Below are 21,033 nucleotides of genomic sequence, written 5' to 3' on the forward strand. Positions count from 1 at the left end.
ATATAATTATATCCTATATATTCACAAATTAAAATTTAAAGACCACAAATATAGATTTTTCTATACTTATGGCCTGTATTTTTATCCTAAATATTCATTAAGAGGCACAAGTTTTTGTTCTTTATAAGCAAACATATCTTGTCTTTCTATACTGATAAATGCATCTTTATTTATGCCATCAATATTGTTCTTTATATATTCACCTAGTAATTGAGCAGATAAATTAGATTTGCTTCCACATGCCACTGTAGTATCAATAACTAAAGAGTTCTCTTGTAAATTAAATTTAAAACTTTTTATTAAAGGTTTAATATTTACTTCTTTTTCTCCCTTTTTACCTTTTTTTATAATTTTCCATTCTTCCATATCTATTAATAAGTGTATATCTTTTTGTATATCTTTTATATCGGTGCATTTTAATTTTAATATGTATCTAGCTGCTTCAACTGCAGCCATAGATTGAGGTACTTTCTTATCTTCTTCTTTTATTTTCTTTACATCTAAGAATTCTATTGTATCAGTTGAACTTAAATTTAATTTTTCTTTTATAAACTCTTCATCTAATTCTTCATTAAAATCTACATCCATATATTCACCTCTAGAATATACCCCTACTGCTAAAGGTTGAGCAATTGACAATGACATATGTGGATTAAAGCCTTGTGAATATTTAACAGGCAGTTCTGATCTTCTTATTATTCTCTGTATAGTCCTCATCAACTCTAAATGGGCCACATATTTAATATCGGACTTTTTAGTATACTTAATTAAGTATCGCATTCTCAAAACACGTCCCCTCTTTAAAGTTTTCACTTGTATTCATTCCACAGTTATTACATCCTAGCCTACAATCTGGAGTAACTTCTGCTTTTTTTGCTCTTTCGTTTTCTATCATTAAGAACTCTTTTGATACTCCAATATCTATAAAGTCCCATGGCAATATTTCATCATAGCTTCTCTCTCTATATGCATAAAAATCACCATCAACTCCACATTCCTTCATTGCATTTATCCATGTATCAAAGTTGAAATATTCTCCCCATCCGTCAAATTTAGCACCATTTTCAAAGGCTTCTATTATTACATCACAAAGCTTTCTATCGCCTCTGGCAAGAACAGCTTCTGTGTAACTAACAGGGGATTCATGCCAATTATAAACGATTGCCTTGCTCTTTATTGAGCTTCTAAGAAGTTTTATTTTTTCTTTAACTGCTTCCATTCTATCTTGAGCTGCCCATTGGAATGGTGTAAAAGGTTTCGGTACAAAAATGGATGTGCTTAGAGTTACCTTTAACCCCTTTTTCCTCTGCTCTTTAGGTATTTTATAATATTCATTAACAACCTTTTCTCCTAAATCAGCTATTCCAACAACATCTTCTAAGGTCTCATAAGGAAGTCCAATCATAAAATATAATTTTATAGTAGACCATCCTGATTTAAAGGCACTGGAAACAGAATCCATAAGATTTTCTTCAGTTACACCTTTATTTATTATATCTCTCATTCTCTGAGATCCTGCCTCTGGAGCAAAAGTCAATCCTGTTTTTCTTACCTTTTGTATCTCATTAATTAAATCTACAGCAAAGGAATCTATTCTTATAGAAGGTAATGAAACCCCTACCTTTTTATCACTGTATTTTTGTATTATTGATCTAATTAAATTTTGTATATCAGAATAATCACAAATACTTAAAGATACCAATGAAACTTCTTCATATCCTGTAGCCTTTAAAAGAGCATCTATTTGTTCCATTAACTTATCAGTACTCTTTTCTCTAACTGGTCTATAAACCATTCCAGCCTGACAAAATCTACAGCCTCTTGTACATCCTCTAAAGGTTTCAATAGTTACTCTATCATGAACTATTTCTCCATAAGGAACTAAAAGTTTATCTGGAAAGTTAACTTCATTAAAATCTTTAACTATAGCTTTATATACTTTTTCAGGAACATCTTCATATTTAGGTTTAAATGAATTAATTGTTCCATCTTCATTGTAAGTCACATCATAAAGGCTTGGTACATATATTCCTCTTACTTTAGTAGCTTTCCTTAAGAATTCACTTTTATTTAAGCCAAGCTTTTTACATTCTTTATATAAATCAAGCAATTCATTGAGCTGAACTTCGCCTTCTCCTAGGGCAAATATATCAGCTACATCATAAAGTGGTTCCGGATTATAAGCACAAGGACCTCCACAAATGACAATTGGATCATCCTCTCCTCTTTTCGAAGCTCTTATAGGTATCCTTGACATATCTAACATATTTAATATATTTGTATAGCTCATTTCATATTGCAGTGTAAATCCAATAAAATTAAATTCACTTAATGAATCCTTTGTTTCTAAAGTATACATAGGAATGTCATTTTCCCTCATTAACTTTTCCATATCTGGCCATGGTGCAAAGGCTCTTTCACAAAATGTATCTTCTCTTTGATTTAAAATATAATATAATATTTTCGTTCCTAAATGTGACATACCAACTTCGTATACATCTGGAAAACAAAAAGCAAATCTTATATCTACATTATCTTTATCTTTTAAAAATGAGTTTAATTCTCCTCCTGTATATCTTGCAGGTTTTTCAACCTTGTGCAATATATCATCTGAAATTTTATTCATCGAATTTCCTCCTATGTTACACCTATAGTTACGTTACTACATTTTATCATATACTAGCATAAAAATAAAATCAATTTACTATACATCTCTATTTTCTCCACACTTCCACTCATTCCATTCCTCCATTGTAATTTTAGCTAACTTATCCATCTTATCAACTTCATCTATGGTTTTTAAATATTCTTCTATGGTAACATTCCCATATATCTTAATTGCCTCTATAAGTTCTCCCTCATATATTACATTTACGGCTTTCATGTCACTATCTAATACTATAAATATATTGTACTTATTCTTATCAACAATACTTAGCGCTTCTAATAAACTTTTCTTATAGTATATGGATATGCTTCTATTTTCAATATACCCTTTTTTAATAAATTTATATTTCTTTTTAACTATGTCTCCCATAATCAAATAAACTATCCTTTCCTTTTCTTTATACGATGCAACTATTATAAAAAAGCCTATAATCATAGTACTAATACTTCGTCTATCAACAAATATTAGTATTATAGAATAGAAGGTTATTAATCCCCCAATAAAATAGCTTAACTTTACAGTAATTTTATTAGCTCTTTTATAAAAAGTTTTTAGTGACAATATATCTCTTACTATCCTCCCACCATCTAGAGGAAAAGCTGGAATAAAATTAAATATTCCCAACGCTAGATTACTCATATATAATGTATGCAAATAATGGTTAGGCCATATAATATTTATGCAATATGCTACTAATGCAAAAATCAGATTAAATAATGGTCCGCTTAATGATATAATTAAATCTTCCTTTGGATCAGCATCATCTAAATCCTTAAATCTAAGTACTGCTCCTATAGGAAGTATTTCTATATCAAAACCTTTAAACCCTAATTTTCTAGCAACAGTGTAATGGACTATTTCATGCAAAAATACTAGTAAAAATGAAACTATAATTTTCCCCTTAAATCCAATTATAATTAGTAATATAATATAAGGAATAAATAATTTACTTACTTTTATTATTAACTCCTGTCTTTTTTCCATATTCTAATCTTTTTTTCCTACTATTCTTTCTAATCCTTTGTTTTGACCCATAAATAAAACTTCAAAATGTACAGCTTCTTTCTGAGTTTTATTTTCTGCTATAACTTCTCCCTTTCTAACTATGTCTTTTTCATTAACTACTATATTGTCCAAATTGGAATAGACAGTTTCTAAACCTTCCCCATGATCAATTAAAATATACTTTCCTAACTTAGCATCTTCTCCACACTCTTTTACCTTACCATCAAAGCTTGCAGAAACTTTTCCATCTAAATTAGTTGAGATAACAATACCATTGTCTTCCTCACTCATAATGTTTCCATTAGCTGGTAGTGTAAATTTATCTCTTATTTTCTCTTTTATTGTTTCTCCTCCAGTAAAATTAGACTTTACCTTATCAATTAATTCAACTGCTTTATCTTGTATATTCTCACTTGTATCAACTGTTTTTACTTTATTTATAAAACCTTTATAATCATAATTGCTATTTACAATATTTTTAGAATACTTATAAGCAGATACAGTTTGTGGAGTTACTATAAACTTGCAAACTAATACAAATATAACCATGACTAAAACTCCACATAATTCTTGAATTAGTCTTCTTACTATCCAATTTTTATTTTTTTCCCTTCCTTGGCTCCCTCTAAAATAATTATTACTGCTATTTCTTTTATTTATAATAGAATTATAATAACTTTCATACTCCGAATTATAGTGTCCCATTATATCCCTCCTCAAATTTATCACTATAATATATATTTAAAATCTTCTATTTGTATTACATTATGTAAAGAATAAACTAAAATTTATAAGCCTAAATATTATATTCCCATAGGATAAAAAAGGTGAGCAGCAATCTCCTAACAAATTGCTGCTCACCTTTTTTTAAACTCTTATAAAATTAAAATACACCTTTGGAATTAAGAAATTCTTTATATCCCATATCTGATTTTAAAATATGCTTTTCTATCCAATTAGCAATGAATAATAATATATCCATAGATATCTTATGTTGGTTTTCATCTATATCTTTTTTTCCCAATTCAATTACGCTATCTACAAACTCCCTATGTTCCTTTTTCTGGTTTTCTAACTCTGGAAACTCATATTGTTTCATAAGCTTTTCTTCATATTCAAAATGATATATTGCATACTTTTGAAGCTCAAGTAATGCATTCATTATTTTGTCATAATGATCAAAACCATCTTTAATTGAAACAATATCGTATATTTTTTCTCCTAATTCAAATAACTTTTTATGCTGAATATCAATTTCTGCAATATTACAGCTATAATCCTCTTTCCACCTAAACATAAGCTCCCCCCAAATCAACTTTTATAAATAAAATATTATAATTAATTTATATAAAATAAATTAATATTAGAATTTTACACACTTAAATTTACAAACTTATTTATATCATCTTCTATTAGCTTTAAAGAACTCCTCCAAAAGTCAACTGAATGAAGGTCTATATCCATAAGCTTCGCTACATCTACTAGGTTATTCTTTCCTGTTACACTTAACAGATTGTCATAGTCCTTTATAAATGTTTTTCCTCTTTTCAAATATTCGCTGTAAAGTCCTTTTGAAAATAATAATCCAAATGCATAAGGGAAATTATAAAAGTTTGTATCAGCATAATAATAATGCGGTTTTACCACCCACATATAAGGATGAAGATAACTGAAATCAAGTCCATCTCCATAAGCCTCTTTTTGTGCATTAATCATAATTTCTTTTAACTGTTCATTGTTTAAAGAACCGCTTTCCCTTCTTTTGAATAGCTCACTTTCAAACAAAAATCTACTGTATATATCTACTATTACTTGCCCAGAATCTGATATTTCGCTTTCTAAAATTGTAAAAGCCTCTTCCTTAGAAGCATTTTTTATAGCTGCTCTCTTTATAATTGTTTCACAAAATGTGGATGCAGTCTCAGCTATAGGCATAGGGTAGTTACTATTTAATATAGTTTCATCCTTCAGGCATTCTCCATGATATCCATGTCCAAGTTCATGTGCAATTGTAACTACATCACTAAAGCTTCCACTAAAATTACACATTATTCTGCTTTCTCCAATTGGATGTATATTTTCACAAAAGGCTCCTCCAACTTTTCCTTCCCTAGGTTCTGAATCAATCCATTTCTCTTCAAAAGCCCTTTGTGCAAAGTCTGCAAGTCTATCACTAAAACTTCTAAATTTTTCAATTATAAACTTTTTAGCTTCATCATAGTTAAAGTTCATATTCCCCTCTCCAACTGGAGCAAATAAATCATAAAATGGAAGGCCATTTTTATTTCCTAGAAGTTCTCCCTTTCTCTTATAAAATTTTCTAAAGGAAGGAAAACTTTCTTTCATTGCAGTTAACATAGCATTTAGTGTTTCTTCATCAATTCTTGAATTTAAAAGAGTTTCATCTAAAGGTGACTTATATCCCCTAAGCTTATTTAGAGTTATAACTTCGCCTTTTATACCATTTAAGCAAGCTGCCGCGGTATCTTCTATCTTCTCATAAGCCTTAAGTTCTGCTTCATAGGCCCTTTTTCTTATAGATGAATCTTTATCATAAGCCATGTTTCTAACTAAGCTTAAAGGCAATTTCTTGTTTTCTCCATCAACTTCTATTTCCACTAATAAAGTAGAAGTAATTAAATCTTTAAGCTTAGTCCAAGCACTAGATCCCGTATTTTTCATCTTAGCTATTACTAATTCTTCTTTATCACTTAAAAGATATTTACTCTTTTCAACTATATTTTCTAAATAAAACTTATGTTCCATCAATAAATTTGAAGATTTTATTATTGAATCTAAATCTTGAACCCCTGAAATCCACTTTTCAAACTTAGCATGTGGTTCTGCTAGCTCCGAAAGTCCAGCTTCCACAGATTCTAAGCTTACCATAGCCTTTACATTTTTAGTATCAACACTTAAAGTAAGTTGCGAATAAGCTAATAGTTTTGTAGATATTTCTAAAATCTTTGTATTAAATCCTATATAATCTTCTAACTTTCTTTTAGGATCACTGTAATTAGCAACACTTTCATCTACCCAACTATTAAGGTCAGCTATATATTGCCTACACTTTTCCATATCCTCTTTAAATTCTTTACTATCAAAAGACGTATATAACCTATCTAATTTCCATCTTGAACTCATATTTTACCCTCCTTTTTAACTCCACCCCACTCATTTACTATAATAGTAATTTTTTCACATACCAATTGTATCATATTATTTTTATTGTATGTTACTCATATTTGTAAAATTTTATTTACAATTTAAACGTGGCCAAGTAAAAATATCGGCATATAAGATTACTTGGCCAACGCATATATGTATCATTGAGAAACCTTCTGCTCATAAAGTAGTACTAAAGACCGCTTTATTTAAAAATCTTACCCCGCTCCATCCGACGTCCTGCCGGGGAGCGGGCTGTGCTCGTCCTTGAGCACAATTACAGATTTTTAAAACAGCAGCCTTAAGTACTACTAACTATTCCTTCAAAGTTTCTTCAATTGATACATATATGCTAGCCAGTAATCTTACATGCCTTAATTAGTTGCAAATAAAAAGACTATAGTAAATATTATGAGGACTTCAAAAATTAAAATGATAATTTTGCCTAGCGTAGCCACACTGTAAAGTTACTAAGTGTATATTGTTGAATATAGCTTAAAAAATTACCTTTAATAAATGCGTTAACATGGTGGCATTTTTCAAAACAATCTATAAACAAAGCGTCCTATAAACTCTATAAGATAACCTATCTTTTATTCAATGACTAGCAAGTTTTTTTAACCTGACATCTTTAAGCTAATATCATGATTAATACTAACTGTTTCCTTAATATTTATACAACTGGGTAGCAATTCTATATACCTTAATTAATTGTAATTAGAAAATACTAGTATAACTTCAACAGGCTACGCCTAAAACTCTGACACCCTATCGGATTAAGAGCTTTGCGTTTTTTTAGTAAGCCAATTGATATAATTCTTACATTGGTTATTAAATTAACCATAGTCTAAATAGTTATTATTACTGTATCTCTTAATATATGTTTTGTATAATCAATAGCGGCCTTAATTTACTCAATTTAATGTACTAAAAGTAAGAGGGTGTATAATTCATTAAGAGAATTTTGGGCAAGCCTTAGAACATTCTCTGTTGAATTATACACCCTCGATTTTTAGTACCTTATTTTGCAATTACAAAGGCCGCCGTTTTTTTCCCATTATCTATAATAAAATATGAAATGCCCTTACTCGGGCATTTCATATTTTATATCAAAATCTTTAATACCATCATTTAATTGTTCAATACTTTCAAACTGCATAGATTTATCGCCTTTTATGATGTTAATTATATCTTGAACTCTTAAACTGTTAATTTTAGTTCCTGTACCTTCTTTATTTATTATATTTCCATCCTTATCTAGGATACTTCCATTGGAATCACTTTTAGCAATTACAATTTCATTATTTTCAGCTAAAATTACGTATCTGTTAGGAAGATACACCAAAGGCTTCCTTACCATTTCAACTTTTTTATCTGATATATCCTTTAAAATATATCCTTGGTCCCTATATATTGATTCTAGGTCTACTCCCTTTTTCCCTACTAATTTTTCTTCTTCTGCAGTTTTACTTCTTTCAATAATATACTTGTCATTATATTGAATTCCAAAGAAAATCTCAGATCCTTCGGTAACTAACTTATTTAAAGCTTTTTTATTATCAATTTTATAACCACTTACATCTATAGTTAAATCAGAAGTTTGATTTTTTGCAGATTTTTTTTCTTTATAATCTATATTTTTTCCTACAAAATAACCTGCAGTAAAAAATAGAATCAAGGTTAAAATAAATCCTATTGAAATTACTTTCTTATTTCCCATAATATCACTCCTCTGTAGATATTATGGTCAAGTTTTATCTTAATTATTCAACTTAATTTATATTTTCTACTATTTAACTCTTTAAAACTTGAGGTATTATAAATTTTTCAAATAAGTCTTCTAAGTCAAATTTATCTTTTGTTTTTTCCAATATATATGCTACAAGAATAGCAACATACTTAACTAATATATCTTGTTTTATGTCCACCTTAAGATCTGATGTGTCATCATTTTTATCTGCAAAATATACACTTCTTATTCCCATCATGATTCCTGGAATAATTATTTCTTCTAATATGTTTTCATCTTTTAGTTTTTCTTTTACTTTTTCTAAAGCATATTCACTCTTTTCAGTAAAGGAATTACTTACTTCTTCCATTCTAGCTGCAAAATCCTCTCTCATTTTTTTCTTATACTTTTTAGGTGTAGAATTTAGATTCAAAATGTAATTATATTTTATTGCATGTTTTATTTCATCAGTTATAATCTCAAATAACATATCTCTGTATTGAGTGTATGGGAGTCCTTGTCTTATTTTTCTGTACTTTTCTACAGCTTTTAATTCGCCGAATAGAGCCTTTTTAATTCCTTCAATATAAGATTCAGGTTTTATAAACTCTTCTTTGTCTACATCTTTAATCTCTTCACCTGTAAATTCCTTATAAATCTTTCTAAACATTAAGTTATGTTTTCTTTCATCGTCCCTTATTGACTTAATAATCTCTCTTTCCTCCTCTGTTGGAGCTAATTTTATTAAGTAATCGTAAAACATTTCATCTTCTCTTTCACCTTTAACTGAACTCTTTATTAACAATAAAGACTGCATTAAATCATTTTGTTGTAAATACATATTATAATCTCCCATATAGTTTCTTACGTATGCCATTAAAAATTTACCTCCTAAACTTTAATACCCCTATATAATATGATTTAATGTCTTAACTTGTAACACTTAATGTAATTTATTCTAGTTATTTAATAATAAGATTCTATTTTGGATTAATATTCATTTTCTATTCATTTAAAACTTTACATTATTACTTTAAGCCTATTTTTAATGCTCTATAAAATTATAATTCTTTAAATTTATCTAATAATTACTATTTGTGTAATAATATAGCTATTAATAAATATAAATATTATGTGTATAATTTCATAGGAGGCCTTTAAATGAAAAATGATGGATTATCCATCACTTCAATGATTTTAGGAATTGTAGGTCTAGTAATAACCTTTGTTCCTGGTCTTAATTTTATTGGTATTCTTTGTGGAATACTTGCTATTATCTTCGGAGTAATAAGTAAAAATAGAATCCAAAGTTCTGATGAAGAACTTTCTGGATTAGGGATGGCTAAAGCTGGGTTAATATTAGGAATAATAACTATAGCTATATTCATTCTTACATTAGTTGCATGTGGAGCAATTCTAAACTCATTAACCTAAATAAATTTACAAAGGTCACCTATTAGGTGACTTTTGCATGCACACTATAGTATTATATTAATAAAAATATATAGGTGGTGAGAAATTAATTTGAAAGAAAGAGATTTTAATGTATTATGTTCATCATTTATTTATAGTATAAAATCAGAGTATGTTCCATTTGCAATAAAAATTATTAATAGATTGTATTCTAATTTTGAAGTTGGTCTCTCTAAAGAATCAATCTATGAAATATTTGAAAACCTCCATAATAATGCAGTAGATATTACATTATATCAGTTAGAAAAGTTACTATTAATAAAATCATCTAGAGTAATTAACCAAAATATTAGTAGCACCTTTTATACTTTAACTAACTATGGCAAAATAAAATTAAGCCAATTTTATACCTTGGAAAAATAGTCAATTAAGCATTCATATTAAACAAATCCAAATATAGATAATATAGGTACATTATCTGTTTTTAAATTAGTTTCATCGTATAAGACTTTAGTAGAGATTATAGCTCCAATTATAGTAAGTAAAGCCCCTATATACTTCAATTGATTTAGTTCTTCTGGTATAGGGTTTTTTATTACTTTATTCAATTCTATAGTTATTAAAATTGCCTTAGTTGAAATTAATCCTCCAACTAATTTAATAATTGCAGCCTGTAAAATTACTTCTGGATCATCTGTGGAAACTGCTATTGCATTTCCTATAAGCAATAAGTTATCTCCAATTCGTCCTAACCTCCTAGCCTCTTCTAATGACACCTATACCACCTCGCTCTCTTTATATCATAATATTAATTTACCTTAGTAGGTGCATTAAATATCTATAAAAATATAATTGATATTATAACCTTGTAACACTATATATCCTTAAATCATATAATCTTTATTGAAGAGTAAATTTTATATGGAGGTTTTTATGTATAACTACAATTGGCCTTACATGCCATACATGAACATGTACGACGATGATGATTTAGAAAGAATGTATCCTGAAATTTACCATAGAGCTCATCCTATGGTCATGATGCATTGTGACAGAATGGAAGGAAAATACGGATTGATGTTCTCCCCAAGTAATAAAGATTTAGATGATGCCTGTGAAGATATGTATGAAAATATTAAAGATTACTTAGAGGATATGGAGGAGAAAGATTACGACAGACAACGTCCTTATGATAGAAGAAGATCTGTGAATGACTTACTTAGAATCTTGTTAATTAGGGAGCTGTTAGGAAGACGTAGAAGAAGACGCAGAAGACCACACCACGGCTATTGGTACTAATGCTTATTACAGAAAAAATTATTAATTCATTGAGTATTGCCTAAAATAAAAAAACTAAGGCAAGTAGAATATTATTTACATAATATTCTACTTGCCTTAATAATTTTTCTTACTCTTCAAATCCCTCAGGGAACTCAGCATTATGGTAAACATCTTGAACATCGTGTAACTTTTAATCGTTAATCTTTAATTTATCTATGTTTAATATACTATAAACTAATTCAATATAGATATATATTTCATTATTAATATTAAGCTAATAATTTGTATTCACATATAGTATATCATTATGTGCTTTTTAAATTCAATAACTTTTTCACACAAAAAAGAAAAAAAAGGGTAAGCCACTTAAACTGACCTACCCTTAATATGTATAAAATCCGCTGTCACTGAAAATGATAGCGACTTAAACTGTGAGTATCAACGTGTTGCTGAAAAAGACACGTTGGCAGAATAGTTAATTAATAATATTGATCCTAATCACTCATCTTTCCCCTTACTATCCCCACTATCCTTCTCGCTTTTCCCATTCCCATCCTTACCAACTTGTGTCTTAGTAAAGAAAAAGGCAGTTATAGCACTTAATGCACCAACTAAACTTGTCATAATCATACTTGTAGTATCTTTATCACCTTTAAAAACAAATAAAGCTATTGCAAGGATTACAATAACTAAAATAGCAAATACATATTCAAATTTTATATAATCTTTCATTTTAATATCACCTACCTATTTATCTTTCACCTGTATATCCCATAGTAATATACGCTTTTACACCATTTACGTCTATTTCGCCCAATCTATTCACTATTCTTTGAACTGTTATTAAGTCACCATCATGAAATTCTTTAACAGGATATATTTGTCCATCTTTAATACCCATAGCAACCATATCATGTATTACCTTAAGTGGCATAGGTTTATTTTGCACTCCGAGTGTTTCAGACTTAATCTCTTTTCCCAATATACCTTCAGCAATAGCCCTAGCAATTCCTTCAACCCCGACTTTATTATATAAACCTACATCTTTTTGTGAATCACAAAAGAAACACTCTATAAGCATTGATTTCATTTTTGTATTGTTAATTACATACAAGTGATTACCTTTTTTAATTCCTCTGTTCTTAAAACCTAATTTTTTAAAGTTATCTAATATTCTAACTGCTTCAGGAAGTTCATTTGCATTGTAAGTATATATTTCAGTACCATCTGCACCAGTAGTTTTATTTAAATGTATTTCTATATACATCTCACAACCAGTTTGATTTGCTTGTTTAACTCTTATTATATAATTTTCACCTTTGTAACTATCAGCTTTATCTATTTGTAAATATAAACTATCTTGCCCATTTTGTTTTAGTAATTCAGTAGCTCTTTTACCTATTTTTCTAACCTCGACACTCTCATTTACAATTCCCACTGCGCCACTACCTAATCCTGAAAGCGTATGTCCTGCGCCTATAATGTCCATTATACAATCACACCTTTCTATTTTTACAATCCTAATTTTGAAATAAACATAGTAATTAACAGCCCAACTATGGTTGTAACTGCAAAATAAAACCACTTATTATTATTATCTATTAATTTATCTATCTTTTTTACCAATTCAGTTATTTGTGTATTCTGCACACTGTTTTCAACCTGTATATTTTTTACATCAACTTCTAAATTCCCTATTCTATGTTCATGTTCTGTTACTTTAACTTGCACCACTTCCTCATTCACATAAACCACCTGCTTTCTCTAATTTTATGCAAAATAAAAAAAGACTATTTCTAGTCTCTTGAAAATAAAAAAACTAAGCCAAAATAATTAAGCTCAGTTTTAATTATAAATTATCAATTATTAATTTAAATCCTGTATTTAATTCTTCTATGAACTCTATAAGTAGGTTAAATATATCTGGCTTCATTTGACCAATAACCATATAATCAATTTTATCTTTATTAAAATAATATAGTTGTTCTGCTTTTATATATCCATCTTTTCCGTTGTCAGGATTAGTAGTTTTATCATCATGGGTTATTGGAAAATTTCCTGCATAGCTTAATTTCTTTTCTCGTTATTTTTCATTTTTAAACGATGACATTACATTACAAATAATATCATAATCTAAGCCTTGAATTTTACCTGACTCATCACTTAAAACAACAAACGAATGTCTACTTAATTTAGACCCATTATCTATATAGTTTTTTATTAATATAATATCTCCAACTTTACACATTTGTTAACCCCACGCTTTTGTTATTTCCTATTATAATCCACCAAAACTTTTTTCTTTCCAGACAAAACTTCCTCACTCCAATTAATGGGAGCAATATCTTTTAAAGATTCTTGTGTAGAAATTATAGTAGTTTTTTTATTTTGTAAAATATTTAAATTTAATGATTTAAACTTATTCATACTCACTCCCCCATTGTGTTCTAGCTTGTCCAACTTTATCTTTATAGGTTTATTACTACTTGTCCATCTTCTTATCCTCATTTTACCACTCCCAGTATACGAATTCAATTATTTTTTAAGAAATTATGTATATTTTTATCTAATTGTGGATATAATTAATATATTAAAAATGAAATTAACATTAATTATATTTTACCATATATTGTAAATGAGTGGTAAAACTTTTATATTCTAAATTCAGACAAATCTTTTAAGATTAAATGAAAATTGACTGAGGTCATCACTCCTCAGTCATTCGTCTTTTGAAAAAATGAACATAAATCGCCTTTTTATGTTAAATTTAATTATTAAAAATCTTTAATTTAACCGGAAGTTACATATTGTTACTACATTTGTCATTTTTATCATATTACTGTATAATAAAATTGCCATCATTTTTTTATTTTACGAAAGGGGGAATGCCATATGAACATCTCCACAAAAACACATTCCTCTAAAGATAAATTGTCTTTCCAAGATAAGATAGCAGTTGCAACTTTAGTATCCACTATTCTTGGATTGATAATAGCTTTAGTCAAGTAACATATTAGGACAAAGTATAAGTTGAAAGATATTACAGAAATTGCAGTTCTGTACGATGGTGTATTGGACAACTTAGAAAAGTCCTTTTATTATGTAAAACAAAAGAAGAGTTAAATTGCAGTTAACTCTTCTTCCCATATGAACACTTATTATGTAATAAGTTTTTAGCTATTTTTTTAATGTACAAATCTATTGTATCAAAATTACTTTTATTTGTCAATATAATAGTTATATTCTATTTTTTTTACAAATAATATAATTAAATATTTATCTTAAAAGAGTTATTTTAATATAAGTATTTTATATAATTTTATATTAACTACTCTTTATACATCACTATATCAAATTGTGGATTAGCTTTGTCTACAGGTCTGTAGCTTTCACAGTTATAATTTAAAATCGCAGATGTAGCAGTCGTGTCATCTGTGTACATTAATAATTTAAAATTTGATATACTATCTATAGTTTTTAATTGTGATACTTGAGTTGTATTTAATAGAGTACTGAATCCATTAGTTATATAATTAGATTCATCTACAATTTGAGAAGGTGAAAGAACTATATTCCCACCTGTATCTAGAGAGTAAATATTGTTGTTTGTTTTATTTTGGATTAAATACTTTGTTTTCACAAACCAAGAGGCATTTTCTATATCATATGGAGAATATCCTACTGGTAACTCATATGTGAATGGTGTAGCTCCAAAATTTGCAGTTATTATAGCATCAGCTGAACTTCCTCCATGTACTATATATGGATACAGTGGTTTTGTTAAAATTGATAAATCAGTAAATGCAACACCTTGAGAAACACCATTGTTAAAAAACTCTATTGTTCCATCATCTAAATCTAAAGTAACTCCAATAATTGAGCCTTTTCCATATATTGCTCCATAGTTAGTTGACGTTCCATTATATTTTCTACCATCATAATAATATGCTCTTATTTTATCTCCTGGTGACCATGATAATGACGCATCGTTAGTAGATATACCTATAAAAGGGAAAAACGAAGTACCTGTAGCACTTATAGCACATTCAAAATAAAATTTCCCACTTGATTTACCTTCTGTCGCTCTTACTCCACTATTTGTTGTTCCTTTAATTGTAGCCGTTAAATTATTATTACTTAATGTAACATTAGTACCTTTGTCATTTGGATTCCATGTTATTAATGCCACTTTATCACCACTTTCTTATTCTATTATTGCGTTATTCAAACTTAACATTTCGGTATTCAAATCTACACTAAATTGTTGTCCCGCTCCTAGCACTCCACCATTAGTCATTAATGCACTATTTGTACTAAAAGTGTTAGTAAAATTAGTTAAACTATCACTTCCATATTTATCAATCATTTCTTTTGTTAAAGTGTCTTGTTCAATTGGATAAAATTCGGATTTTGTTGTATAATATTGATTATTTTGCTTGATGAGATATTTAATATTAGCTAATCCCTCAATATCACCAGAGTATATACCGCTATCATATGAACCAACAATTAATTTAGCAGTAGGATTGTTAGAGTATGCAATTCCAGCAGTTTTAGTAGTAGACACATATAACTCCGTAAATGAAAGATTTAATATATCATTATCTGTTATAGGAGATATATATATCTTATTAGTAGTATAGCAAGATACTATTACATATTGATTTTCTATAACTTCAACTCCCGCAGTTGCTATCGGTAATGTATAACTTTTTATTAAATTACCAGTAGAATATGTGAATATATTCAACTTGTTTGAATAATCACAGGCATATAATCTATCATTGTTTATATCTATTTTAAAGCTACCACTATTGCCCATGTTAAATGTTATATTGGTATTTGTAGAAATTGTAGTTCCAGTATTTTTATCAATCTTCACTATTTGATTACTAGCATTTTTAATATATAAATTAACTCCATCTGTACCTATCGAATAAACATATTTAGGTGTGGTCAAAGTTCTTTTAAACATATAGGTCTTTAAATCATAAACGTGAAGTTTTGTTGTACCAGAATACCATCCACTGACAAACATTTCATCTTCTATAATGGTGATACCCCATGCATCACCATTTTGTGGGTTAGGTATAACTTGTTCTAAAGTATTTAAAATAACTGCCATTTTATAATTCACTTCCATTCTTTATAAATTTAAAATCTGTTGTTTTTCATTTCTATTGATTTATTTTTACTTTTTCTAAAATTTTTATATTTTTCATTTTAAATGAAATATCGTGTATTTTTATAATTTTGATTATTTCTTCAAAATTAACATCTCTTAAACCGCTGATTTTACTAGGTTTTAAGACTTGAAATTGTGAATAAAATCTATATTTTAAGATGTTTTATAAAATAAAAAACTGATAAGCAAAATTTGCATACCAGTCTTAATAATTAATCTTTACATCACCATTAAAATATAATTTAACTTGCAGCAGACTATTAGAGGCAAAAAATACATCGTACTCTGTATTTTTTGCTTCCATCCAATAACCTTGCCCATCATATTGCAGCTTTAATTCATCTATATTATTTGTATCTGTTAATAGATAGGCAAACCTTATTTTGTTTGCAGTAACTAGCATGTTCCAATATGTATCATTTATAGCATTAAAAATGCTAACATCTATTCCATTAGCCTTCACATCATCTACAGTTAAATTAATATCTTCCCAATGATCTACTTTAAATGTTTTCCAAGTTGATCCACTGTCTACACTACACACAACTTTTATTCCTGTTGTAGCGGCTAGATTAAAATAATCTATATGACTAACATTAGACAAATTAATATCTCCTACTGAAATTAGTAATCTATCATACGGAATTGCATTAATATTTAGTATTTGGTTTACACCATCTTCTATTACTTTTAAACTATTTATATTTTTATATGCTGTCTTATCTATTCCAACTGTATATAATTTTCCAGCGTCAATGTCACCTTTATATGCCATTTCAGATTTAAAATCTGTCTTCAAATGTGCAGTACCATCAAATATAACCATATCATTTGGTAGAAAATCGTTAGATTCTGCATTAGTAAATCCATTTTCTGTAGTAATTATATTTTGATTTCCTAACTCAAATTTAAGCACATTTACTTTAGGTACTTTAAAATCTACCGTAGAAATAGGAATATCCACTATCTTAGGTTCTGTAGGACTCCCTACTATACCCATTTTAGAAATTTGCTTTAAATTTAAACCAGCTTCGTCTCCAATAGTACCTAAATTTATAGTTGTAAATTTATTTGTATCTCCACTATAAACTACAACTTGCTTATCCTCTTTATTTACTACATCAACATCCTCTAATTGCTCAAATTTAGTCAACCTATGTTTTACAATTTCATTTAATATTTTTTCACTTGTCCATCCACTCACATCGTTAGTTACGCTATCATCTAAAACTATATCTTTTTCAAGTGTTACATTAAAAAATTCACTCATTGGCACACCTCCTACTCATTTATAGTAAGTTGAAAATCTCTAACACTGAAGCTGTGATTTTCTGCATTTTTAACTATCTTTACATATATATTTTTTTGTTGATTCTGTGCCATATCTATTGTTACTGTATCTGAATAAGTTACTCCATCTAAAGATAATTGAATTAAATCATTACTAGATGTTTGTGTACCTATAGTTATATTAGTGTAATCTTTGTCTCCAATATTTTTTATAGTAACCATTTCCTCTAAGTCCTGTAATAAAGTTGGATTGACATTAGTTACTACATTCCCATGATATATAATTTCAAAGTTATATGGACTAAATACCCAAACATCACCGTAGCCTAATTGAATAACACCTGTAGTATATATCAAGTTACCCTCAACATCTTTAAATGTAAAATATCCACTCATTTTACAATCAATAAATACCTTACAGTCTAAGTCTGCATTAAATACCCTAGTTTTAATTAAATTATTTTCAATATCATATATCTCACAAATTGTGCCTTCAGGAAAATTTTGAATGGTTATATAAGGATTAGTATAAACTTTATAATTATTTAATATAAAATCTTCATCCGAATATTTCATGAAGCCTTGTTTTGTTAATGGCTCTGCAAATTCCATTCCCCCTATATTAGTATAATTAACTCCATCTGCACTAATATAAGCCTGTATGTGATTGTTCTGTCTCAATATCTTCCAATATTTATTTTGTTTGTTTTGCTCTTTATCCCTAATCCCAAAAGTATAATTTTCATTTCCTAAGTACAATATAGAATAATCATCAATTCTCATATCTATAAAGTTTTCTTTCTCAATCTCAATTACAAACTCATTGTAATCAAATTTTCTTTCTATTTTATTATTACTTATTAATTTTAATTTGCCTGTACTAATATCTCTTGTTACATTACTTCCTCCAGCAAAATCACAAAAAGAAGAGGCTAAGAAAAAATTCTCAACCTCTAATAATCCATCTTTGACCTTTAATAGCTTCATTTATACCACCTCTAAACACTTGGTGTAATAACTGTATCTATTGGTACTATTTCAACTACCATAACTCTATTTATATTCATATATTCTCCACCACGATTTAGCAATTGTCTTGCTTGTCCTTTTGCTTCATCAAAAGAATTAGTTGTTAAATTTATACTCCATCCGTACATTCCCATACTCATTACAGCCCAAGTTTTTTGTCTAGGATTATTAAAAGTACCTTGGCTTGTATTTGTTACTGCACTATAAGTTGCCATATTTATCTACCTCACTTTTTATTTATTTTGTGTTTCTATAAAATAATGTCTTCTACCTTTTAACTTGTCTAAGTCTGTAATTATATCCCCATTAGTTGCTATTCTATTAAACTGTCTTTCTATATCCATATATTTTAGATTTCTCCATAATGGCACTATATCAAAATGGTGGAATTTCATGTAGTCTATAAGATTAGCAAATAACATTCCTGCATATTTAATTCCCATCATTCTGTCTTGAGTGTGGTCTTTATCTGCTACAAACCATACCTTTTCAGCTTCCCATCGAATCCATTTATAGCATCTTAGATAATGTTCTCTGCTACCTTTACTATTCATTTCCTGTATTGTACTATCTAGATTTAACCAATCCAATAATACTTCCATAATAAACTCTATTGCTTCTTGTCCACTACAATTAGCAAATTGACTTGCTCCATGTTGTACTATCATGCCTACGATATTTACCATATCAATCATTATTTCAATAGACAGATTTATTTCTTCTACCCCATAACTTAAATCTATACCTTTATTCTCTTCCAAATAAGGCATAAAACTTATAGGATGCCTGTCCTGTGGTGTTAAATTACCATAAGGTGCTATTCTATTATTTACTAACAAAGGATTATTAGAATAATTATAGTCATAAGGTACTATCTTTTGGTCATATGGACTTGTTGCTCCGAGTACCCACCATCTCTTAATAACTTCTAAATCTGTTGTAGCATATGGATTATAAATATCTATTCTAAGTTTATTTAACCCATTTAATTCATATGGAATATAAATATTGGTATCAGATTTATTTAATCCTTTAATATCAATTTCATTATAAATTCTAATTTCATCTTTATTTAATCCTAGTAAATCCTCTTTGTAGATATTATTAGATCTAATACTTTCAATAGAATTAGATTTACTTTTGAATATTTTACTAATCTTATCCTTATCCAATTCCATAACATTGTATTTATTTATATTATTTAGAATATCTTTATCTAATTCTACTGTGCTATATTTACTAGCTCTATAAATTGTATCTTTATTTAATCCTAAAGTATTATTAAATTTAGATATTCTTTTTAAGGTATTAATATAAAACAGTTTAGTATCAATAGGTTTTATAATATCCCTAACGTTATCTCTTTCAACGTCAATATAACTGTATTTATCTAGTTTAAAGTTATTTATCTTATATGCTAAGCTGCTATTTATTGTTTTTAGAAATTTTTTCTTATTTTCTCTATCTAAATAAATACTTGTTAATATATCAGCTTCTTTGATAGCAACTCTATTTACATTAAGAATATTATCTTTAGTATCTATATCTCTAGTAATGTTTATATCTACATACTTATTATTTAAAGCCACATCTAATCGTTTTTCCTTATCCCTATCCAAATGAGTTGAGACAGTTTTATCTAATATTTGCTGCCTAGTTATTGCTACATTAACATTAGAATTTATATCTATACCTTGTTCAAAAACTCTATCTAATTTAATATTAGATTTTATGTTTATATCTTTAATTGTACTAACATTATCTAAATCTACACCTTTATTAGAATTATCTAACTTGTAATCTAGATCTCTATTTAATTGCCTTTTCCATTCTTTAGATAATTCAATGTTATTCATGTTTAATAAGTTTTTGCCCTTAAGCATATCTATCTCTATCTTATTACTGCTTAGTTCTAATAGGTTTTCTTTAATTATAAATTTTTCTATAGAACTTAATTCTTTTTCTGTAGATTTATTTATAGATTTATTAGTTTTATCTAATCTAATTTTTATGTTTTTGCCTATTTCATTATCATCATTTATAACAACATCCTTGCTACTATTCTTATTAATTTTAATATTGCTACTATAACAACTTTTATTATCATTTTTATCAATTTCTAACTTATTTTCTGCATAACATAATTTAGTTCTATTTTTAGATAAACATTCTCTAGCATCATATCGAAAAGTAGCACTAGAAAGGGTATCCCCTACATAATCAAAACTACATAGGGGAATTGTATGTAGGGGCATTTATACCACCTCT

At 28.0% G+C, this 21,033-nt stretch carries 23 protein-coding genes; 3 read left to right on the top strand and 20 right to left on the bottom strand.

Annotated elements, in window-relative coordinates; all coding sequences use genetic code 11:
• Positions 1-81: 81 nt before the first annotated feature.
• From ACWW38_RS02490 to ACWW38_RS02525, 8 genes are all read right to left on the bottom strand, one after another.
• Complete coding sequence (locus ACWW38_RS02490) at positions 82-780, bottom strand: TIGR03936 family radical SAM-associated protein (RefSeq protein ID WP_456260400.1); 699 nt, start codon at positions 778-780, stop codon at positions 82-84.
• Positions 764-2,626: a TIGR03960 family B12-binding radical SAM protein gene (locus tag ACWW38_RS02495; RefSeq protein WP_456259247.1), complete on the bottom strand. Its 1,863-nt coding sequence runs from the start codon at positions 2,624-2,626 to the stop codon at positions 764-766. The genes ACWW38_RS02490 and ACWW38_RS02495 overlap by 17 nt, the downstream gene beginning before the upstream one ends.
• A gap of 78 nt (positions 2,627-2,704) precedes the next feature.
• On the bottom strand, positions 2,705-3,652 hold the full coding sequence (locus ACWW38_RS02500; RefSeq protein WP_456259248.1) for a site-2 protease family protein: 948 nt from the start codon (positions 3,650-3,652) through the stop codon (positions 2,705-2,707).
• 3 nt (positions 3,653-3,655) lie between these two features.
• Entirely contained in the window at positions 3,656-4,378 is a 723-nt protein-coding gene (locus tag ACWW38_RS02505; protein WP_456259249.1) for a murein hydrolase activator EnvC family protein, read from the bottom strand.
• 178 nt (positions 4,379-4,556) lie between these two features.
• Positions 4,557-4,970 carry a bacteriohemerythrin gene (locus ACWW38_RS02510; protein ID WP_456259250.1) on the bottom strand — a complete coding sequence of 138 codons (414 nt, stop codon included), beginning with the start codon at positions 4,968-4,970 and terminating at the stop codon, positions 4,557-4,559.
• A gap of 74 nt (positions 4,971-5,044) precedes the next feature.
• Positions 5,045-6,817 carry a M3 family oligoendopeptidase gene (locus ACWW38_RS02515; protein ID WP_456259251.1) on the bottom strand — a complete coding sequence of 591 codons (1,773 nt, stop codon included), beginning with the start codon at positions 6,815-6,817 and terminating at the stop codon, positions 5,045-5,047.
• A gap of 1,105 nt (positions 6,818-7,922) precedes the next feature.
• Complete coding sequence (locus ACWW38_RS02520; RefSeq protein ID WP_456259252.1) at positions 7,923-8,558, bottom strand: hypothetical protein; 636 nt, start codon at positions 8,556-8,558, stop codon at positions 7,923-7,925.
• A 73-nt stretch (positions 8,559-8,631) separates the two neighbouring features.
• Positions 8,632-9,444 (bottom strand): ferritin-like domain-containing protein, encoded by an 813-nt coding sequence (locus ACWW38_RS02525; RefSeq protein ID WP_456259253.1) that lies wholly within the window; start codon positions 9,442-9,444, stop codon positions 8,632-8,634.
• 284 nt (positions 9,445-9,728) lie between these two features.
• Here ACWW38_RS02525 and ACWW38_RS02530 point away from each other — a divergent pair, with 284 nt between their 5' ends.
• Positions 9,729-10,001, top strand: a complete 273-nt coding sequence (locus ACWW38_RS02530) for a DUF4190 domain-containing protein (RefSeq protein ID WP_456259254.1) — start codon at positions 9,729-9,731, stop codon at positions 9,999-10,001.
• 90 nt (positions 10,002-10,091) lie between these two features.
• Positions 10,092-10,403, top strand: a complete 312-nt coding sequence (locus ACWW38_RS02535; protein WP_456259255.1) for a hypothetical protein — start codon at positions 10,092-10,094, stop codon at positions 10,401-10,403.
• A 17-nt stretch (positions 10,404-10,420) separates the two neighbouring features.
• Here the strand turns inward: ACWW38_RS02535 and ACWW38_RS02540 are convergent, their stop codons facing one another.
• The gene (locus ACWW38_RS02540; RefSeq protein ID WP_456259256.1) at positions 10,421-10,756 is read right to left on the bottom strand and encodes a hypothetical protein; all 336 of its coding nucleotides are present in this window, start codon (positions 10,754-10,756) and stop codon (positions 10,421-10,423) included.
• A 190-nt stretch (positions 10,757-10,946) separates the two neighbouring features.
• On the opposite strand from ACWW38_RS02540, the gene ACWW38_RS02545 reads away from it, so the two are divergent.
• On the top strand, positions 10,947-11,279 hold the full coding sequence (locus ACWW38_RS02545) for a hypothetical protein (protein ID WP_456259257.1): 333 nt from the start codon (positions 10,947-10,949) through the stop codon (positions 11,277-11,279).
• A gap of 480 nt (positions 11,280-11,759) precedes the next feature.
• Here the strand turns inward: ACWW38_RS02545 and ACWW38_RS02550 are convergent, their stop codons facing one another.
• The 11 genes from ACWW38_RS02550 to ACWW38_RS02600 form a co-directional block, all read right to left on the bottom strand.
• Positions 11,760-11,993, bottom strand: a complete 234-nt coding sequence (locus ACWW38_RS02550) for a hypothetical protein (protein WP_456259258.1) — start codon at positions 11,991-11,993, stop codon at positions 11,760-11,762.
• Positions 11,994-12,012: 19 nt separating this feature from the next.
• The gene (locus ACWW38_RS02555; protein WP_456259259.1) at positions 12,013-12,750 is read right to left on the bottom strand and encodes an N-acetylmuramoyl-L-alanine amidase; all 738 of its coding nucleotides are present in this window, start codon (positions 12,748-12,750) and stop codon (positions 12,013-12,015) included.
• A gap of 23 nt (positions 12,751-12,773) precedes the next feature.
• On the bottom strand, positions 12,774-13,007 hold the full coding sequence (locus ACWW38_RS02560; RefSeq protein WP_456259260.1) for a hemolysin XhlA family protein: 234 nt from the start codon (positions 13,005-13,007) through the stop codon (positions 12,774-12,776).
• A 337-nt stretch (positions 13,008-13,344) separates the two neighbouring features.
• Positions 13,345-13,509 (bottom strand): hypothetical protein, encoded by a 165-nt coding sequence (locus ACWW38_RS02565; protein WP_456259261.1) that lies wholly within the window; start codon positions 13,507-13,509, stop codon positions 13,345-13,347.
• 20 nt (positions 13,510-13,529) lie between these two features.
• Complete coding sequence (locus ACWW38_RS02570; protein ID WP_456259262.1) at positions 13,530-13,769, bottom strand: hypothetical protein; 240 nt, start codon at positions 13,767-13,769, stop codon at positions 13,530-13,532.
• A gap of 820 nt (positions 13,770-14,589) precedes the next feature.
• On the bottom strand, positions 14,590-15,450 hold the full coding sequence (locus ACWW38_RS02575) for an SPRY domain-containing protein (protein WP_456259263.1): 861 nt from the start codon (positions 15,448-15,450) through the stop codon (positions 14,590-14,592).
• Positions 15,451-15,465: 15 nt separating this feature from the next.
• Entirely contained in the window at positions 15,466-16,386 is a 921-nt protein-coding gene (locus ACWW38_RS02580; RefSeq protein ID WP_456259264.1) for a hypothetical protein, read from the bottom strand.
• A 265-nt stretch (positions 16,387-16,651) separates the two neighbouring features.
• A complete protein-coding gene (locus tag ACWW38_RS02585; RefSeq protein WP_456259265.1) occupies positions 16,652-17,716 on the bottom strand; it encodes a signal peptidase II in 1,065 nt (354 codons plus the stop codon).
• A gap of 11 nt (positions 17,717-17,727) precedes the next feature.
• Positions 17,728-18,723 (bottom strand): hypothetical protein, encoded by a 996-nt coding sequence (locus tag ACWW38_RS02590; RefSeq protein ID WP_456259266.1) that lies wholly within the window; start codon positions 18,721-18,723, stop codon positions 17,728-17,730.
• Between the two features lie 11 nt (positions 18,724-18,734).
• Positions 18,735-18,980 carry a hypothetical protein gene (locus ACWW38_RS02595; RefSeq protein ID WP_456259267.1) on the bottom strand — a complete coding sequence of 82 codons (246 nt, stop codon included), beginning with the start codon at positions 18,978-18,980 and terminating at the stop codon, positions 18,735-18,737.
• An 18-nt stretch (positions 18,981-18,998) separates the two neighbouring features.
• Positions 18,999-21,020 carry a hypothetical protein gene (locus ACWW38_RS02600; RefSeq protein WP_456259268.1) on the bottom strand — a complete coding sequence of 674 codons (2,022 nt, stop codon included), beginning with the start codon at positions 21,018-21,020 and terminating at the stop codon, positions 18,999-19,001.
• Positions 21,021-21,033 lie beyond the last annotated feature (13 nt).

It is taken from the genome of Clostridium sp. JNZ J1-5 (assembly GCF_053901425.1).

Coding starts and splice junctions, on each gene's coding strand:
- ACWW38_RS02490 (WP_456260400.1), bottom strand. CDS start 780: ATGCGATACTTAATTAAGTATACTAAAAAGTCCGATATTAAATATGTG.
- ACWW38_RS02495 (WP_456259247.1), bottom strand. CDS start 2,626: ATGAATAAAATTTCAGATGATATATTGCACAAGGTTGAAAAACCTGCA.
- ACWW38_RS02500 (WP_456259248.1), bottom strand. CDS start 3,652: ATGGAAAAAAGACAGGAGTTAATAATAAAAGTAAGTAAATTATTTATT.
- ACWW38_RS02505 (WP_456259249.1), bottom strand. CDS start 4,378: ATGGGACACTATAATTCGGAGTATGAAAGTTATTATAATTCTATTATA.
- ACWW38_RS02510 (WP_456259250.1), bottom strand. CDS start 4,970: ATGTTTAGGTGGAAAGAGGATTATAGCTGTAATATTGCAGAAATTGAT.
- ACWW38_RS02515 (WP_456259251.1), bottom strand. CDS start 6,817: ATGAGTTCAAGATGGAAATTAGATAGGTTATATACGTCTTTTGATAGT.
- ACWW38_RS02520 (WP_456259252.1), bottom strand. CDS start 8,558: ATGGGAAATAAGAAAGTAATTTCAATAGGATTTATTTTAACCTTGATT.
- ACWW38_RS02525 (WP_456259253.1), bottom strand. CDS start 9,444: ATGGCATACGTAAGAAACTATATGGGAGATTATAATATGTATTTACAA.
- ACWW38_RS02530 (WP_456259254.1), top strand. CDS start 9,729: ATGAAAAATGATGGATTATCCATCACTTCAATGATTTTAGGAATTGTA.
- ACWW38_RS02545 (WP_456259257.1), top strand. CDS start 10,947: ATGAACATGTACGACGATGATGATTTAGAAAGAATGTATCCTGAAATT.
- ACWW38_RS02550 (WP_456259258.1), bottom strand. CDS start 11,993: ATGAAAGATTATATAAAATTTGAATATGTATTTGCTATTTTAGTTATT.
- ACWW38_RS02555 (WP_456259259.1), bottom strand. CDS start 12,750: ATGGACATTATAGGCGCAGGACATACGCTTTCAGGATTAGGTAGTGGC.
- ACWW38_RS02565 (WP_456259261.1), bottom strand. CDS start 13,509: ATGTGTAAAGTTGGAGATATTATATTAATAAAAAACTATATAGATAAT.
- ACWW38_RS02570 (WP_456259262.1), bottom strand. CDS start 13,769: ATGAGGATAAGAAGATGGACAAGTAGTAATAAACCTATAAAGATAAAG.
- ACWW38_RS02580 (WP_456259264.1), bottom strand. CDS start 16,386: ATGGCAGTTATTTTAAATACTTTAGAACAAGTTATACCTAACCCACAA.
- ACWW38_RS02585 (WP_456259265.1), bottom strand. CDS start 17,716: ATGAGTGAATTTTTTAATGTAACACTTGAAAAAGATATAGTTTTAGAT.
- ACWW38_RS02590 (WP_456259266.1), bottom strand. CDS start 18,723: ATGAAGCTATTAAAGGTCAAAGATGGATTATTAGAGGTTGAGAATTTT.
- ACWW38_RS02595 (WP_456259267.1), bottom strand. CDS start 18,980: ATGGCAACTTATAGTGCAGTAACAAATACAAGCCAAGGTACTTTTAAT.
- ACWW38_RS02600 (WP_456259268.1), bottom strand. CDS start 21,020: ATGCCCCTACATACAATTCCCCTATGTAGTTTTGATTATGTAGGGGAT.